Raw genomic sequence first — 16,525 nt, 5'->3', positions numbered from 1 at the left:
GGAAACGGTATGCGGGATTATTTAGCTCATGAAGTGCGCAATGTCAGTGTATTGGGACACTCCGGTGCAGGGAAAACGGCAGTATTGGAAGCGATGCTTTACTTTACCAATGCGAGCGATCGCTTTGGCAAGACCAGTGAAGGAAGTTCACTGATCGACTATGATGCGGAAGAAATCAGACGCGGTATTTCTGTCTATACGAGTTTAGTGCCGATCGAATGGAAGGAGAACAAGATCAATTTCATCGATACACCGGGTTATTTGGATTTCATCGGTGAACAGGAGGCAGGACTTGCGGTCGGCGATAATGCGCTCATCGTTGTCGGGGCAAAGGACGGTGTGCAGAGCGGTACGATCAAAGCGTGGGAAGCGGCACAGGCACATAAACTGCCGACGATTTTCTTCATCAATAAAGTAGATGAAGACCATGCTTCTTTTGAAACGGCTTATGAAGGACTGCGCGATGCGTTTGGCAAAAGCGTCATTCCATTTGAAGTACCGATTCGGGAAAACGGCGAAGTGATCGGCTCGATCAATATTTTGCGTGATAAAGCGTGGTATTTCAAAGGACCGTTGGCGGATCCGCAGAAAGCCCAGCCGATTCCGGATGATTATACACAGCAGGTAGCGGCTTATCGTGATCAGATCGCCGAAGCGATCGCCATGGGTGATGATGAGCTGATGGAAAAATATTTCAGCGGCGAAGCGTTTACGGAAGCAGAATTGACACGTGGGGTGCGTATCGGCGTGCGCAGCGGCGAGATTCGTCCGGTATTCAGCGGCAGTGCGATCAATTCCACCGGTATTGAACGTTTAATGGATCTGATCATCAAATATTTCCCGGCTTATGGAGAAAGCGGCAGTTATGTGGCGATGGAAAACAATGAACCGGTAGAATTGGCAACCAATGAGAATGAAGTGCTTTCCGCACAGGTATTCAAAACGATCGTCGATCCGTTTGTCGGCAGGATCTCTTATTTGAAAATATTGTCCGGCGTCATGAGCAGCGATTCGCTCGTTTATAATACGAATAAAGACCGCAGTGAAAAGATCAATACGATCTATATCATCAAGGGAAAACATCAAACTGCGGTCGGTAAGCTGTTTACCGGCGATATCGGGGCAGTTGTGAAATTACAGGCAACGCAGACCAATGATACCCTCTGTGATAAGGATCGGCGCATCTTGATCGATCCGATCAAATTCAGTGAACCGATGCTGGCAATGGCGGTCTCACCGAAGACGAAAAATGACGAGGATAAGATGAGCAACGGCTTACAGCGGATGTGTGAAGAAGATCCGACGATGAAAGTCGTCAATAACCCGGAAACAAAACAGATGGTATTATACGGTGTCGGGGATCAGCATATTGAAGTGATCTTGGCGAAGTTAAAAGCCAAATATAAAGCAGAGGTATTATTGGAAGAACCGAAGGTGCCGTATCGGGAAACGATCCGCAAAGCGGTAACCGGCGAAGGCCGTCATAAGAAACAGACCGGCGGTCATGGACAATTCGGACATGTATTCGTTGATTTCTCACCGAATGAAGACGAGGAAGAAATGGTATTTGAGGAAAAAGTATTCGGCGGCGCCGTACCGCGTCAATACTTCCCGGCAGTGGAGAAAGGCTTGCGAGAATGTATGGAACATGGTGCGCTTGCCGGTTATAAAGTGGTGAATATCAAAGCGGTGCTTACGGACGGTAAATATCATGATGTCGATTCATCAGAAATGGCGTTTATCATGGCGGCACGTCTGGCTTTTAAGGACGCGATGGCAAAAGCCAATCCGATTTTATTAGAACCGATCATGCAGGTAAGCGTAAAAGTGCCGGATGAATATACCGGAACGATCATGGGCGATTTCAATAAGCGCCGCGGCATGATCATCGGCATGGATCAGCAGGATGGCTATCAGTTGATCCAGGCGCATGTGCCGATGGCGGAAATGATGAAGTACCCGATCGAGCTGCGGGCAATGACGCAGGGACGCGGTACCTTTACACAGGTGTTTGACCGCTATGAACCATTGCCTGCCAATCTGGCAGAGCGCGTGATCGCGCAGGCAAGAGCGGAAATGGAAGAATAACAAGCAGGAAAAGGAAGAGAGCCTGTCGGTTCTCTTTCCTTTTATGAAAAAGGAGGGGAAGCAGTGGCAAACTATTATTTGAGTGAATCCGGCAGTATCTTCAAGGTGCAGGGAGAAGGGGCCTTTATTTATTCCAAGGTTACGCACAGCTTTGAGAAGTGTAATCTGTATGGAGAGATCCTGCGCTTCAAAGAGAATTTTCAAGAATTAAGCAAAGCGGAAGCGCTGCATTTGATCCGCAAGGAGGATGCGTCCGGTGCACCGCCGACCAAACAGTATATGAAGCTGCATGAGGCGATCCAGTTTGCCTGTGTCGCTCATGAAGGACAAATGCGCAAGGGAACAAAAATTCCTTATATCGTGCATCCTTTTGAGGTCGCGCAGATCTTGACGGATGCGGGCGCTGAAGAAGATGTCATCATCGCCGGTCTGCTTCATGATACATTAGAGGATACGGGAACAAGCAAAGAAGAGCTGGAACAGCGCTTTGGCAAACGCGTGCGGATGCTGGTGGAAGACTGTACGCAGGAAGAGGGGAAATCATGGGAAGAGCGCAAACAGAATTATGTCAATTATTTGGAAACGAAGGCTACGCTGGATAATCTGATGATTTCCTGCGCCGATAAGCTCGCCAATTTACGCAGCACCAAAGCCAATTATTTACAGGAGGGCGAGGCGGTGTGGAATCGTTTTAACCGCGGCAAGCAGCACCATTGCTGGTATTTTTCCAAGCTGATCGACGCATTTTCGCCGCTTCAGGATTATGCGATGTTCTGGGAGCTGAATACGATTTATAAAGAGTTATTCGTGTCCTATTTCAAGGAAAAAGACACCATTTATCAAAGCAATGGACAGGAAAGCTACTGTTATCAGAAAAGTATGATGAAATGGCAGGCAATCACGACCCCTTACAGTGAAATCGAAAAACTGGAACCGATTTCCATCGCTGATGCGAATCATTTGATCGAACAGTGGGAAGATGAAGCGATTGCGAAGAAACAGTAAAAAAATGAGGCACTGACAGGTGCCTTGTTTGTTATAGGGGGGGGAAAAGGAAGTGAGGAAAAAATGGAGCTTCAAGAGTTTGTTCATCTGGGAGTCAATAAAACGGAGTTTTTTATTTTGTTGGTATTGTCAAATGAAGTGTGTCATACACAAAGAACGCATTTTTCTACTATGGATCTAATGAAGCCAACACATTACAAAATAGAGACAGTTGAGAAAGCATTGAGAAAACTACTGAAAAAAGGACTCATTCAGTGTGAGGGAAAACAATATAAGATAAAGGATGCGTTAAAGCTAACGCAAGCACAGTTTCAGATATTGAAGCGGTTGAACGAAGAAAAGATCGGGGAAATAACGGCAGATGGATGGCGATGTATCTTGTTTGCGCTGTTAGAAGAAAGTTGTTCGATTACGGAATGTGCAGAAAAATATAAATTGAATAGGAAGTATTTGCAGGAAGCGAGTGAAAAAATGTGTGACAGTCAAATTTTAGAAAAAACAGACCAGGAGCGCTTTCAATTACGTTCTTATTGGCGAAACAGCGCCTTAAAAGCAGTATTAAAGGCATGCTTTTTACAGTCGCTTCTGCCTCAAAAATATCATTGCCATGATCCAATGGAAGAAATCTGCCGTTTTCACTGTGATCCGATTAGCAAGGATCTGGAAAAGCCGGGAGAGCATAATTGGGAATTGTATCGTTTATTAAATTGGAATGATTTTGGCTATTATGATATTATGCAGTCATTTTGGGGAATCTGTAAAATCGGATTGCGATTGCCTTACGCAGATAAAAAGTATAATTTAGATCAAATAGGAAAAAAGGAATTTGTACATCGTTATGTACTGCATGATGAAAAAGTTGTCGGGGAATGGGAAAAGCTGACCAAAGCCTTTCCTAAATTAAATGTATTGATACAACGAGTTTATTCAATTTCTAATATGATGCCGCTGCCACAAAATATGAATCAGTACAAAGGCATCGGCAAATGCATCATAAAGGACAAAAAATATGAAGCGCATGATCAGTTATCTTTATTTGTGGAATTGATCGAACTTGCGCTTAATGAAAATGAATGTAATCTTGTGAAAACTAATTGTAGAGGAGCGATCGTTTCGAAAGCGGATAAAAAGGAATTGGAGAGATGGAAAGCGTTTTTAATAGAGAATCAAGTACACTTGGCATTAGAGGAGGAATTTGGTGTAAAGGATGGACGTTTGTATGGAAAAAAACTGTTCACAAATGCTTCCTTAGATTATAATTTTGATAAAATAAATAAAAGCGATTATGAAAAAATGTTAGACAACATTGTATCACGCATGGATAAACGAGCTGATAAATTGGCAGAAATGATTGATGCGCATGCTATAAAAAGATAAGACGAGGCATCCATATAAAAAGGGCTGATTGGCCCTTTTATTTCATGTAAGCATTCGTATTGTCGCGCATTGCTTCATAGATAAAAGTCGTTTTGTCACAACGAATATAGCTTTCGGTATATTCGACCAGATTGCCTGCTTCATCTATGCCGGTAAATTCAAAGTAGTAAAGCGGATCACCTAGCGGGATGCTTAACTGTTTCGCCAGTTTTTCGTCAGCCGCAATGATGATGAGCTTTTGTCGAAAAGAAACCGGGAGATGTTCGCGGCTGCGCATGTATGCATAAAGCGATACATGGGCATAGTCATATTCCGCAATATCAGGAAAGTAGTGCAGCGGCAGATAACTGTATTCCACGGCAAAAGAATCATCGTCTGCACAACGAATACGCGTTAAAATGAAAAGCGGCGTATGCAGAGGTACACTTAATTTATCGGCAAGATAAGGAGATGCCGGTATTTCATCACTGATCAGCACTTTGTCTTTCTTACGGATCCCGCGTTCCTTGAAGATGGCGCTTAGTCCCATCGTATTAGGACTGTTCCATGAAAATTTGCCGGAATTACGTTTGATCACAAAGGTGCCTTTGCCTTTGGAGCGTACGAGCTTGCCTGCTTCGACCAAAGCGTTTACGGCATTTTGCACCGTCAGACGGCTTACCTGATACTGTGCTGCCAGTTGTCGTTCACTGGGAATCATCTCTCCCGGCAGAAAGGTGCCGTCATTGATCTTTTTCAACAAATCCTGCTGTATCTGCATATACATCGGCTGTTTGTTCATTCGCTTTCACCACTGCTTTCATAGATGAAACGATCCGGCTTCATATAGCTTTGCGCAAATTCGATCGCTTGTCCGCTTCGATCATATACGACCCCCTCCTGTTTTACTAAGAAGCAGCCTTCCTCCACTTGAAGCAGATCTGCGATTTCCCGATCACAGCGCTCTACCAAGATCGATTGTGCGGAGCGATCCAGCCAAAACTGATAATGATCTTCTAAGATGCCATATAAAGACTTTTCATGAAACGGCTGTGTTTCAAAATCCGGTACCAGCGTTTTAGGAAGATAAGAGATTTCTAAGGAAACCGGTTCACCTTCGATTTCCCGGATCCGCTTTACCTCATAAGCCGCTTTTTCCTTTGTCTGCATTTTTTCCTGTTTGTCAAGGGGAAGCGCGACTTCTTTGATCGAGACGACATGAAGCCGCAGCAGTTTTCCTTCCTTTAACATCACTTGTGTCGTGGAAGCAAGACGCGATACATTTTTAATGATGCGGCGCTTAGAAGCATAGTAGCCGCTGCGGTTGCGGGAATAGATCCAGCCCTCCTGCATCAGCAGTTTCAATCCGGTGCGGATCGTCGCCCGCTGCACATGCAATAGCTGCGCCAGCTCTCGTTCACTGGGCAGCTTTTCCCCTTCGCGGATCGGCCGGTGCGCAATCATATATTTTAATTCATTGCAGATCATAATATCCTGTGTCAATCGTTTCATAAAATACCTCGGTTTACCTGTATCTTACACGTTTCTGGCGTATCTGTCAAAAAAAGCAGAAGAATTTTCTGCTTTTTCTCGTTTTGCTTCTTTTTTACAGTTCGTCCTCATTTGTGGCAAGCGGACTGTTGGTACGGTAATTTTCGCTCTTGCTGGAAGCGATCTTATCAAATTCCTTAAACATCGGATGTTTGGACCATTTCTTTAATTCCGTCGTAACCTTGTAAGCCAGATACTGGAATGGTACGACTTCATATAACGGCGCAACATTTGGGCAAGTCGCATGTTCGATCGAGATGATGCGATCACCTTTGCGGTTGTTGGAAATCATGAACGTCTTATCGCTGACAGCGCTTGTCGCATCATAGATCTGGGCGATACGACTGCTGGTCTCATCGTGGTTGTCAATGAAGAATACCGGATAATTCGGGGTCAGCTGTAGGTTTGGACCATGGATATATTCCTCGATCTCATAAGCGAAAGAAGGAATCTGGATCGTTTCACCGATCTTCAAAGCGCCTTCTAGTGCCGGGCCCATTGCCGCACCGCAGCTGCATACATAAACATGCGGCATGCTTAACAATACTTTTTTGTTCTTTTCATAGAAAGCCAAAGTCGCATCATACATCTCTTTATGGCAGGTAAATGCCAGTTCGATCTGATCGATGAAATACTGATAGCGTTCTTCATTGATACGTCCGGTTCTTAACGCCGCCTCCAAAGCAAACAGCATCAGGTATTCACACAGCGTAACAACGCCTTTGGTTACATAGCCGACCGTTTCTACGCCAACGCCATAGTCCACTAACAGATCACAGTGGTCTTTCATATCGGAATTGACATCGCCGGTGATGCCGATCGCCTGTTTGCCCATCGCTCTTAATTTATCTAAGGCCGAGATCGAATTGGTGCTGTAACCGCTCTGACTGATGACGAATACCATCGTATCATCGCTCACTTTGTTTTCATAGTGTTCAAAGGTAAAAGGTGATACGACCTTTACTTCCGCATCTAATACATCACGCATGAATACTTTGGCGCAGTTAGACGCATTGCTGGAAGAACCGCAGGCAACGATGGTCACGTCTTTATAGTTGTTTTTCACATACAGATCGACCAAAGATGCAGTTAATTCTTTTCGCTTACCTAAATTTTCCAGCCCGACTTCTCTTGCTTCCAAGATAAAATCATTCATGTTTTTCTTATTTTCGCTCATAATGTCCTCCTTAGTTATGGCTATACCAATTTATGCTTTTACTATACCAAATTGTTATGACAAAATCAATACCAAATCACCTGAAAATAAGAAAAGCGCCATGTCCGCAACATGACGCTGTATTTGATCAAAAAGAATAGTGAATGCTGGAACGATAGGCCTGGTACAGTTCTTCGTTTTTCGCATCGCCGCCGTCTAAATTGGCGCTGTAGAAGATCGGCGGTGTCTTCATGCCCAGATCCACCAGACGCTGTGCCAATGCCGCAACGATCGCATTCAGCATCACGGCGCCTGCTACGGTAGAGGTAGGCGATACCTTTTGTTCCAGTCCGCTGATGGAAACACAGGCATCGCCGATATCACCGTGATTGTCTAGGATCAAATCGGCCAATTCAAACAGGCGTTTCCCGCTTGGATGACGGGAAGAAACACTTTTTGAATAAGCGAGATTGGTGATCGCGATGACTTTGGCATGATGTTTCTTGGCTTCCATGGCGATTTCGATCGAGACCGGATTGCGCCCGGATACGGAATGAATGATCAAGACGTCGCCCTCTTGAAACGATACCTTGCTGTTGGCGATCTGCGTGCCATAGCCGACGCAGCGTTCCATTTTCGATGTCAGGGTGATCGGTTCATTGTCTAACATCAGCTCTCTTGCAAAGATCGGATTGAAGAGCATGAGCCCGCCGGCACGATAATACAGTTCCTCACTGAGGATACCGGCATGACTGGCACCGAAGGTATAAATGGAATGATGATCCATCACACACTTCGCTAACAGTTCCACACATGCTTCCATGGCACCTGTTTCTTCCTGTTCGATGCAGCTTAACAGTTCATGGATGCGATCTAAATACAGAAACTGCATAAAACGCCTTCTTTCTATGCGATCAATCCGGCAATAAAGCCTTCGATGATGCCCCACAGCGAGAAGTCCTGACCGCCGTAGACTAACATCCACTGCTGGATCGTGTTATTGAAGAAGTAAGCGCCGAAGCCTACCAGCAATACCATAACGACTCCGGATAACGCCGCACCGACGATCGCACCGCGTACCCCGCCGGTCGCATTGCCGACGATCGCCGCACAGCCGATCTCAAAGAAGCAGGTAGAGATCAGCGGAATGATAACGGTCGGGAACATGCCGGCAGTCAATAAGATCGTGATCGTAGAAGTGACCATAGCAACTAGGAATCCGATGATCAAGGCATTTGGCGCATATGGGAAGATAACCGGTACATCCAGCGCCGGGATGGCATCCGGTACAAATTTATCGGCGATTCCCTTAAATGCCGGTACGATTTCCGCGATCAGCATACGCACACCCTGTAACATGATGGTAATGCCGACACCGAAATAGATGGCATGGGTAAAGATATAAGTGAAAACACCGGTCGAAGCTTCGCTGTAGCCCCATACGACGGCAGGATCATAGCCATTGCCAAGCAAGATGAAATACATGACCAGATAAGTGATCGCGATCGCAAAAGAACCGGTGATCGCAATTTCACGCAAGAAGCCGAAAGACTGCGGGATCTTCAGATCTTCTGTTGATTTGTTCTTGTTGCCGATGACTTTACCGATCAAGCCGGACATCACGGAAAGACAGGTTGTCGGATGCCCGATGGTAAAAGAATCATCACCCGTTACCTGTTTCACAAACGGACGCATCAGGTTCGGTGAAACGATCATATACACCGCAGTAAAGACAGTCGCCAAAGCGATCAGTTTACCACCGGTCAATCCGGCATCTACGCCGGCTGCGATAAAGACAAACGGAAACCAGTAAAGCATATGCCCGGTCAAAAATACCGATTTCCACTTCGTGAAACGCGCCACCAGCAAGTTGATGGCAAAAGCAACGACCATAACGATACCGATCTCAGTACCAAACTGCGCACCGATATCAACAGTGGTGGAAGGAATCGCCTGCGGCATCATCGTATTGAATGCCGTAGCGATACCGTCAATGGAATTGCCGGTAATCAAACCGGTACCGGTCGATAAGATAAAGAAACCAACTGCGGTCATACAGGTGCCGCGGATGACTTCCGATGCGCTTTTCTTCTGCAAGAGCAGACCGATCATGGCGATCAGCGCAATAAAGATCGCACCCTGACCGAAGATCTCATTGATAATAAAATCTAAAACTACCATAAAGTAAACCCCTTTCTATCTTATTTCAATGTTTCAAAGTAGGCGAGTGTCTTTTCTTCCACTTCCGCCTTGTTCATGAAATTGCCGATGACGACAACCGGCACGCTTGCCCGATCTTCAATGCGTTCTGCCAATTCTTTGGAAATAAAGATGACATCGCATTGATTGGAAAGACAAGTTCCGACATCTCCGCAAAATGCTTCAATGGCAACACCGGCTTTTTTGGCAATGGCTTCGATGTTCATGCGCAGCATCAGCGAAGAACCGCAGCCAAATCCGCATACGGTTTGGATCTTAGGTACTTTCATGATGTTCCTCCTTTCTCATCTATGCTTAAAGTAGAGATACTTTAGGCTATTGATTCAATAATTCATACAGCGCTTGTACGCTTTGACAGGCACAGATCTGTTCGATGATCTCTTCCTTCATCAGCTTTTCCGCAATCAGTGATAACTGTTTCATGTGCGAAGTCTTATCTTTGCAGGCAAGGCACATGACGACTTTCACCGGGTCATTGTCGCTGTGAAAGATGACATCTTCCACAAAGGTTGCGATGGAAATCTCGCTTCGTTTTACCGCATCGCTAGGTGCGGCATGCGCTAAGGCAAAATGCGGCATGATGACGATGTATGGTCCCAACGTCTTGACGCTGTTGATCATGCTGTCGACATACGCTTCCTTGATCGCTTCACTTTTGATCAGCGGAGCGGCTGCCTGTCTGATGGCGTCCTCCCATGAATCAGCATGCTGATTGATTAAAATATGATGAAAATGTATCACTTCTTCCATTGTCTTTCTCCTTTCAGTCGTGCATGGATAAGATCGCCTGCACATCGACGTCTTTTGCGCACAGTGTCTTGATATTGCGCTCCTTTTCTAAAATATATGCCAAATTCAATAAATCGTTGTCCTCTTTGTCATGGATCCCCAATACGACGATGGTATGAACGCTTTTTGCGTTGTGATCACCGAAAAGCAGCGGCTGATGCATCGTAAGCAGCGCCGTGCAGTTCTCTTTGATGCCGTCATGGATCCCGGCATGGACATAAGCACAGCCCGGTGTCAAGACCATATAAGTGCCATAGTTTTTTACCGCGTCGATCATAGCGTTCACATAGCGCTGTTCGATCGCTTGCTTCGCCAACAGCGGAGCGGCTGCCAAGGCGATCGCCTTTTCCCAGCTTTCACAGCGTTCGATGACCTGTATGGCGTCTTTTTCGATATAATCACTGATCGCATGCGGTATTTTTGCGATTTCACTGCTTTCGCTGGACTTGATAAAGTGATCGCACATCTTGGAATAAGAATCCTGAAACAGGCGATTTTTGATCTTTTCGATGTCGCTTGCGGATAGCAGCGGATTGACGACCAGCACCGGAATATCATTTCGTTCATAGGTATTGGTGGAAATAATGAGATCCACTTTCTGCTTTGATAAAAATATTTCCGCTTCGGCCTTTGACATCGGACCGTCGACATGACATTCGGCCAACGTCTGTTCGATGCGGGTCTTTAGGATAGCGCTGCTTGCCAAACCGAAGGAACAGACCAGCAAGATGTGCAGCGTAGTAGATGCTTTGATATTGCGTTCATAGATCGAAGCGATATACATGGCGATATAAGCTGTTTCATGCTCGTTGAAATGAATGTGAAAGCGTGTTTCCATGAGCGAGAGCTGCTTGCGGGTAAACGCATAGATCAAAGAGATCGAAAGCTTGATTTCTTCCAACAGTTCATTGCGTATGGCAATGTGATTGCGGATGCGGTAGATGGCAGAGCGAATATGGATCGTTAATCCGCGTATCATTTCTTCATCTTCCAGTTCATCAATGTGGTGCAGCCTTTTTAAGGCGTCCAGCAGTTCATGAGAAATCAGATAAGCGTCATCGTAGATCGTTTCGGAAGCATGATCCTGCTGCATGCGTTCACTCAGCATAATGGTGCTGATATAGGCGCGTTCCGCTTTTGCGCTGATATAAGGCGTCAAGGTATGAAACAGTTCTTCCTCTTGCTTTTGTAATCGTTTGGCACGTTTTAGACAATGCCCTTGTTCCATGCGCCATAAAAAGAAAGTCAGCAGCAGCGTCAAACGGTTTTTATTGACGAAACGAATGCTGTGGGCATGTTCGATTTCCCGGATCATTTGGGATATGACGCTGTCATAGCGTTCACTTGCCAGCTGTAAAGGAACGGCGTTGCTTACGATCAGCGGATATTCATTTACCATCTGCAGGAAAAGCTGCCGCAGCGCACGCTCATCACCGCTTAAAGAAATCCCGACGCCTTGCTGCTTCGTGATATGCAAAGCGTTCTTTTTGATGATCGCTTCAATTTCCGCAAAGCTGTTGATGATCGTCTGCCGGCTGACTTGACACGCTTCTCCCAGTTCCTGAAAGGTACAGGAATCATGAATCAGCAGCAGTGTCAAGATCAAGGCATGGCGTTCCTCTTTATTGAGGTAATGTCCATCGCTTGCCTCCAGCATCTGCTTTAATTCCATTCGCTTCTGCACATCTATGAAAATGCGTACGCCGATTCCGCTTTTGCGCACGATCAGAAGCTGCCGTTCTTTCAAATAGGCTTCGATCTGATCAAGGTCATTGCGGATCGTACGGATGCTGACGGAAAAATGCTCGGCCAGCTGTCTGCCGGTGAGATAATCGTTCTGCTTCAGCAGATATAAGGAAATATCTTTCTGTCTTTTGGTTAAAGTGATCATGGCCGCCTCCTGTTTCCATTATAAAATCGTCCTGTTTTTTGCCAATACCAATTTTCACCCAAACAAGTGGCAATTTTTGTACTATTTCCCTGCGCTTCCACATCTTTTCTTACCTTTGCCAAGGGAAACAGATCAATATAACAGGAAATACTTTTTAATCAAAGTTTGACATTCAAAGTAATAAGTGCTATCATAGCGAGTATGTGCAATGGCACATGGGAGGTATTATGAGCAAGAAAACAAAGAAAATATTAAAAATTGTCGCTGCATCGGTCGCAGCTGTGCTGCTTGCGGTATGTATCGGCATATATGCGCTGTTCCACAATGAGATCAGCACCCTTCGATCATTAGAGAAAGTAAATGATTACCCGCTCTATACGATGGATTATCAGGGTGATTATGGCTTAGATGCGTTTTTGGAGCAGGGCGGCGCTTCTAATGACGGGGAACTGGTATCGTTCGTGGTAAAAAGACTGTTAAAAGGCTTGCCGATCGAAATCAATATTCCCAGTCTTGGCTGTTCTACTTTTACGGCAACGACACCGGACGGCGATTACTTGTTCGGACGCAATTTCGATTTAGATTATTCACCGGCCATGCTGGTACGCACCAAACCGGACGACGGCTATGAATCGGTTTCTATGGTAAACTTAGGCTTTATCGGTTATGGAGAGGAAAAACTGCCGGATAGCCTGCTTAGCAGCATCACGACATTAGCCGGTCCTTATGCCCCATTAGACGGCATCAATGAGAAAGGGCTCAGCATCGGCGTCTTGTTGATCCCAACCGAGGAAACCAATCAGGATACGGATAAGACCGATATTACGACGACAACGGCGATCCGTATGATCTTAGATCGCTGTGCGACGGTAGAAGAAGCGGTTGCGCTGTTAGAGCAGTATGATATGCATTCCAGCGCCAACAGCTGCTATCATTTCCATATTGCCGATGCGCAAGGCAATTCAGTGATCGTAGAATACATCGACAATGAAATGAAGCTGGTAGAGCCGCAAGGCGCTTATCAGGCGGCAACCAACTTTTTATTGACACCGGGCGATTATGATTTCGGTCATGGGCAGGATCGATATGAAATCTTAACGACAGAGCTGGATGCCAAAAACGGCGTGCTTTCAGAAAAAGAAGCGATGGAATTGTTGAAAAGTGCATCACAGAAGCCGCATAAGACGGACAGCGGCAGCATCAGCTCCACCCAGTGGTCAGTTGTTTACAACAACACCAAACGCACGGCTACGATTTCCATGGGCAGGGATTATGAACAAACCTTTGAGATATCCCTGTTTGATGAAAAATAAAACTGAAAAAATGATGCGCAGAGAGCGTGTTGAAGCAGACAGACGGTCGCAGAAAAGAACAGATGACCGTTGACAGACAAATAAAAACCGCTGTTTCTTTTAAGAAGAGCGGTTTTTATTTGCATCAACAGCTTGTGATCGTTTGCTCGCTGTTTTTTTTCATTATGAACAAGTAATGGGAACTTATCGATCAAGTCCGTAATAGGCGCTGTACGTTTCGATCAAATAATCGATGTAGCAGTTAGGGTCAAAGGGCTTGCCACACACGGCCATCATGATCTCTTCCGGTGTTTTCGTTGCCCCATAACGGTGGATATGTTCTTTCAGCCAATCCATAATGATGTCGAAATCACCTTTTTTCAGTGCTTCATCTACATGGATATCTTTTTGCATCTGGGCAAAGAACTGTGCCGCAAACGCACTGCCTAACGCATAAGTCGGGAAATAGCCGAACATGCCGTTTGCCCAGTGCATATCCTGTAAAATACCTTCAGCCGGCTTGCTTGGACGGATCCCCAGATATTCCTCATATTTATCTGCCCACACTTTATCTAAATGCTCTAAAGGCAGATCCTCATTGAAGATCATCTTTTCCAGCTCATAACGGATCAGAATATGGATCGGATACGTCAGCTCATCGGCTTCGGTACGGATCAGCGATGGTTTAGAAACGTGCAGCAGCTTGATGAAATCATCGAGCGTCAGTGCTTCTAACTGTTCCGGGAATCGTTTTTTTAATTGCGGGAAGTTGCTTTCCCAAAATGCCCGGCGTCTGCCGATATTGTTTTCCAGTAAACGGCTTTGACTCTCGTGCATACCCAGTGAAAGACTGTCGCCCGCCGGCATGCCATCATAAGCGCGATCCACCTGCATGCCATACAGCGCATGTCCATATTCATGAATGATCGAGAAGATCGAAGAAACCAGATTGTCTTCCACATAAGCGGTGGAAAGACGCGTATCATCGGCACAGATCTTAGAGGTGAACGGATGCATCGTAACGCCCATATAGATCTTGCGCGGGTCATAGTGGAGATATGCCTGTAAATCATGCATGACTTGTTCTTGTACGGCGCTGTCATAGTGCTGATGCAGGATCGTATCGTCGATCGGCTTGCCTTCTTTTTGGAGACGTTTGATAAAAGGCAGCAGTCTGCTTTTGATCAGGGCAAAAAATTCATCATAGGCTTCCATGCTCATGCCCGGCTGAAAGCGATCTAACAGCACTTCATAATCGCTTTTCTCACTGTGCAGGTAAGAAAGTGATTCCTTCAACATCGTAATGACTTTTTGTAAATGCGGTTCAAACAACGCATAGTCATTTTGCTTTTTGGCTTCCTCCCAGGCGCTGGAAGCATCACCGACACAGTTTTGATAAGCAACATAAAACGGTTTCGGCAAAAAACGCAGTTCCTCTAGATCTTTTAACAGCAGCTTGGCATTGATCAGATCCAGTGCATCGCTATCCTCCATCTTGACGATCGCTTCTAGTTTGGCGATCGCATCGGGATCAGTCAAATGACTGAATAACTCTCCGCTGAGGATCGCAACACATTTATTGCGGTAAGGTGCACCGTCTTTTGGGGCAACGGTAGACTGATCGAAATTCATGATCGACAGCGCACACTGGTAGGCGCTCAACTTTTCCATATAGGAAGTTAAAAAGGCACTTGCTTCTTGTTTTGTCATTTTCATACCTGATTTCAGTATCTGAAATCTTTTCCTTTCCGTAACTGTTTTTATTATGATACAATTAGTTTATAAAATCAATCATAGAACATCATAAAATACGGTATGATAAAGCATAGCAGAGTCAAAAAAGCGAGGTGAAGCACATGTATATGAAATGTGTCGGATTATTAGAGAAACGCGGTGTGCGCAGAGAGGATATTGCGGAATGCGTCTTATTTTTGCAGAAGCAGTATATCGAGGATCTGCATGTAACCCAGTGTCTGAAAATGGTAGATGACGTTTTGCATAAGCGGGAGGTGCAGCACGCGATCATAACGGCAATCGAATTAGACAGGAGCGCGGAACAAGGCAGTATGATCGATCAGGATCTGCGCCGTCTGCTCATGCAGGATGCGCCGCTATATGGCATTGACGAGGTATTGGCATATGGTATCTGTCATTTGTATGGGTCGATCGCCATTACCAATTTCGGTTATATCGACAAGGTAAAGCCGGGAATCATCGGCAAGCTGAATACACATCAGGAAGGCGTGTGCCATACATTTCTTGATGATATCGTCGGTGCGATCGCCGCAGCGGCAGCGGGAAAACTGGCGCATGGAAACAGCAGAAGCGAGCAGGAGGGATAACATGACACAGCGAAAAGAGCAGAAACAGATTCCCTGCGTATGCGATAAGCATTATATCAAGGAACAGCTGCAGGGCATGGGCGTACGCAAAGGCATGGTGCTGCTTGTGCAGGGCAAGATGGAAAAGCTGGGGAAGATCATCGGCGGCGCGCAGACACTGATCGATGCGATCATGGAAGTGATCGGCTATGAAGGCACGCTGGTCATGCCTGCTTTTACACCTTATAAAAAAGATCCCGCATGCCTGTGGGATGGCAAGGAATATCGGGAGCAGTGGGAACAGATCCGCAAAGGCGAGCGTCCTTTTGATCGCAAGCTGGATGCGCCGCGCAATACATTAGCTGCCCAATTTATGCGCAATGAAGGCGTGCTGCGTTCCCATCACCCGCTTTATTCTTTCCTTGCATGGGGCAAGTACGCAAAGGTAATCGTGGAAAAGCATCCGCTGCATTTCGGCTTGAATGAAGAATCACCGCTTGGCAAGCTTTGTGAGTTAAATGGCTATGTGCTGCTGTTTGGATGCGGCTATGCTTCCTGTGCCGTATTTCAAATGGCAAACCATGCGTTAGATCTGCCGGTGCGTTTGGTAAGCGTACCGATTGCCAAAGGCGGGGAAACAGCGTTTCAGGAGCTGTTGGATATCCCTTATCAAAACGACGTGTTTCAGGAAGTCGGCATGGTCATGGAGGATCGCAAGATCGTTGAATTTATGTATATCAACAATGACCGCTGCCGTCTGTTTTCCGCAAGAGAAGCAGTCAATATCGCCATTACATACGGACATTTGAAAAACGGTGCGTTCGCTTAGCGATCAAAAAAAAGGACAGATGTCCTT

15 protein-coding genes are annotated in these 16,525 nt (G+C 45.8%); 6 read left to right on the top strand and 9 right to left on the bottom strand.

The window, feature by feature from the left end:
• Nucleotides 1-9: 9 nt before the first annotated feature.
• The 3 genes from fusA to C1712_RS06300 all read left to right on the top strand — a co-directional run bounded on the left by fusA (nucleotide 10) and on the right by C1712_RS06300 (nucleotide 4,470).
• A complete protein-coding gene (gene fusA, locus C1712_RS06310) occupies nucleotides 10-2,088 on the top strand; it encodes an elongation factor G (RefSeq protein ID WP_102267803.1) in 2,079 nt (692 codons plus the stop codon).
• Between the two features lie 63 nt (nucleotides 2,089-2,151).
• Complete coding sequence (locus tag C1712_RS06305; RefSeq protein WP_102267802.1) at nucleotides 2,152-3,093, top strand: HD domain-containing protein; 942 nt, start codon at nucleotides 2,152-2,154, stop codon at nucleotides 3,091-3,093.
• A 63-nt stretch (nucleotides 3,094-3,156) separates the two neighbouring features.
• Nucleotides 3,157-4,470, top strand: coding sequence for a hypothetical protein (locus C1712_RS06300; protein WP_102267800.1), 1,314 nt, complete (start codon nucleotides 3,157-3,159; stop codon nucleotides 4,468-4,470).
• A gap of 37 nt (nucleotides 4,471-4,507) precedes the next feature.
• Here the strand turns inward: C1712_RS06300 and C1712_RS06295 are convergent, their stop codons facing one another.
• From C1712_RS06295 to C1712_RS06260, 8 genes are all read right to left on the bottom strand, one after another.
• Entirely contained in the window at nucleotides 4,508-5,251 is a 744-nt protein-coding gene (locus tag C1712_RS06295; RefSeq protein ID WP_102267798.1) for a GntR family transcriptional regulator, read from the bottom strand.
• Nucleotides 5,248-5,961, bottom strand: a complete 714-nt coding sequence (locus C1712_RS06290) for a GntR family transcriptional regulator (protein WP_102267796.1) — start codon at nucleotides 5,959-5,961, stop codon at nucleotides 5,248-5,250. The genes C1712_RS06295 and C1712_RS06290 overlap by 4 nt, the downstream gene beginning before the upstream one ends.
• Nucleotides 5,962-6,055: 94 nt before the next feature.
• Nucleotides 6,056-7,177, bottom strand: a complete 1,122-nt coding sequence (locus C1712_RS06285; protein ID WP_102267794.1) for an SIS domain-containing protein — start codon at nucleotides 7,175-7,177, stop codon at nucleotides 6,056-6,058.
• Nucleotides 7,178-7,304: 127 nt separating this feature from the next.
• The gene (locus tag C1712_RS06280) at nucleotides 7,305-8,048 is read right to left on the bottom strand and encodes an SIS domain-containing protein (protein ID WP_102267792.1); all 744 of its coding nucleotides are present in this window, start codon (nucleotides 8,046-8,048) and stop codon (nucleotides 7,305-7,307) included.
• A gap of 14 nt (nucleotides 8,049-8,062) precedes the next feature.
• Entirely contained in the window at nucleotides 8,063-9,337 is a 1,275-nt protein-coding gene (locus C1712_RS06275) for a PTS ascorbate transporter subunit IIC (RefSeq protein ID WP_102267790.1), read from the bottom strand.
• A gap of 20 nt (nucleotides 9,338-9,357) precedes the next feature.
• Nucleotides 9,358-9,645 carry a PTS sugar transporter subunit IIB gene (locus C1712_RS06270; RefSeq protein ID WP_102267788.1) on the bottom strand — a complete coding sequence of 96 codons (288 nt, stop codon included), beginning with the start codon at nucleotides 9,643-9,645 and terminating at the stop codon, nucleotides 9,358-9,360.
• Between the two features lie 46 nt (nucleotides 9,646-9,691).
• Nucleotides 9,692-10,126, bottom strand: a complete 435-nt coding sequence (locus C1712_RS06265) for a PTS sugar transporter subunit IIA (protein WP_102267786.1) — start codon at nucleotides 10,124-10,126, stop codon at nucleotides 9,692-9,694.
• Between the two features lie 13 nt (nucleotides 10,127-10,139).
• A complete protein-coding gene (locus tag C1712_RS06260) occupies nucleotides 10,140-12,056 on the bottom strand; it encodes a BglG family transcription antiterminator (protein ID WP_102267784.1) in 1,917 nt (638 codons plus the stop codon).
• Nucleotides 12,057-12,283: 227 nt separating this feature from the next.
• On the opposite strand from C1712_RS06260, the gene C1712_RS06255 reads away from it, so the two are divergent.
• Nucleotides 12,284-13,369 (top strand): carcinine hydrolase/isopenicillin-N N-acyltransferase family protein, encoded by a 1,086-nt coding sequence (locus C1712_RS06255; RefSeq protein WP_178200044.1) that lies wholly within the window; start codon nucleotides 12,284-12,286, stop codon nucleotides 13,367-13,369.
• 183 nt (nucleotides 13,370-13,552) lie between these two features.
• Here C1712_RS06255 and C1712_RS06250 read toward each other — a convergent pair whose 3' ends face one another.
• Entirely contained in the window at nucleotides 13,553-15,058 is a 1,506-nt protein-coding gene (locus tag C1712_RS06250; RefSeq protein ID WP_102267780.1) for a carboxypeptidase M32, read from the bottom strand.
• 146 nt (nucleotides 15,059-15,204) lie between these two features.
• Here C1712_RS06250 and C1712_RS06245 point away from each other — a divergent pair, with 146 nt between their 5' ends.
• On the top strand, nucleotides 15,205-15,690 hold the full coding sequence (locus tag C1712_RS06245; protein ID WP_102267778.1) for a phosphatidylglycerophosphatase A family protein: 486 nt from the start codon (nucleotides 15,205-15,207) through the stop codon (nucleotides 15,688-15,690).
• Nucleotide 15,691: 1 nt separating this feature from the next.
• Complete coding sequence (locus C1712_RS06240) at nucleotides 15,692-16,498, top strand: AAC(3) family N-acetyltransferase (protein ID WP_102267776.1); 807 nt, start codon at nucleotides 15,692-15,694, stop codon at nucleotides 16,496-16,498.
• Nucleotides 16,499-16,525 lie beyond the last annotated feature (27 nt).

The organism is Massilicoli timonensis, assembly GCF_900199515.1.
GTDB lineage: Bacteria > Bacillota_I > Bacilli_A > Erysipelotrichales > Erysipelotrichaceae > Massilicoli > Massilicoli timonensis.
The sequence above is the reverse complement of the archived record's forward strand: the minus strand, read 5'-3'. Positions and strand labels throughout refer to the sequence as shown.

Coding starts and splice junctions, on each gene's coding strand:
- C1712_RS06290 (WP_102267796.1), bottom strand. CDS start 5,961: ATGAAACGATTGACACAGGATATTATGATCTGCAATGAATTAAAATAT.
- C1712_RS06245 (WP_102267778.1), top strand. CDS start 15,205: ATGTATATGAAATGTGTCGGATTATTAGAGAAACGCGGTGTGCGCAGA.
- C1712_RS06280 (WP_102267792.1), bottom strand. CDS start 8,048: ATGCAGTTTCTGTATTTAGATCGCATCCATGAACTGTTAAGCTGCATC.
- C1712_RS06255 (WP_178200044.1), top strand. CDS start 12,284: ATGAGCAAGAAAACAAAGAAAATATTAAAAATTGTCGCTGCATCGGTC.
- C1712_RS06250 (WP_102267780.1), bottom strand. CDS start 15,058: ATGACAAAACAAGAAGCAAGTGCCTTTTTAACTTCCTATATGGAAAAG.
- C1712_RS06275 (WP_102267790.1), bottom strand. CDS start 9,337: ATGGTAGTTTTAGATTTTATTATCAATGAGATCTTCGGTCAGGGTGCG.
- C1712_RS06270 (WP_102267788.1), bottom strand. CDS start 9,645: ATGAAAGTACCTAAGATCCAAACCGTATGCGGATTTGGCTGCGGTTCT.
- C1712_RS06300 (WP_102267800.1), top strand. CDS start 3,157: ATGGAGCTTCAAGAGTTTGTTCATCTGGGAGTCAATAAAACGGAGTTT.
- C1712_RS06240 (WP_102267776.1), top strand. CDS start 15,692: ATGACACAGCGAAAAGAGCAGAAACAGATTCCCTGCGTATGCGATAAG.
- C1712_RS06265 (WP_102267786.1), bottom strand. CDS start 10,126: ATGGAAGAAGTGATACATTTTCATCATATTTTAATCAATCAGCATGCT.
- C1712_RS06285 (WP_102267794.1), bottom strand. CDS start 7,177: ATGAGCGAAAATAAGAAAAACATGAATGATTTTATCTTGGAAGCAAGA.
- fusA (WP_102267803.1), top strand. CDS start 10: ATGCGGGATTATTTAGCTCATGAAGTGCGCAATGTCAGTGTATTGGGA.
- C1712_RS06260 (WP_102267784.1), bottom strand. CDS start 12,056: ATGATCACTTTAACCAAAAGACAGAAAGATATTTCCTTATATCTGCTG.
- C1712_RS06295 (WP_102267798.1), bottom strand. CDS start 5,251: ATGAACAAACAGCCGATGTATATGCAGATACAGCAGGATTTGTTGAAA.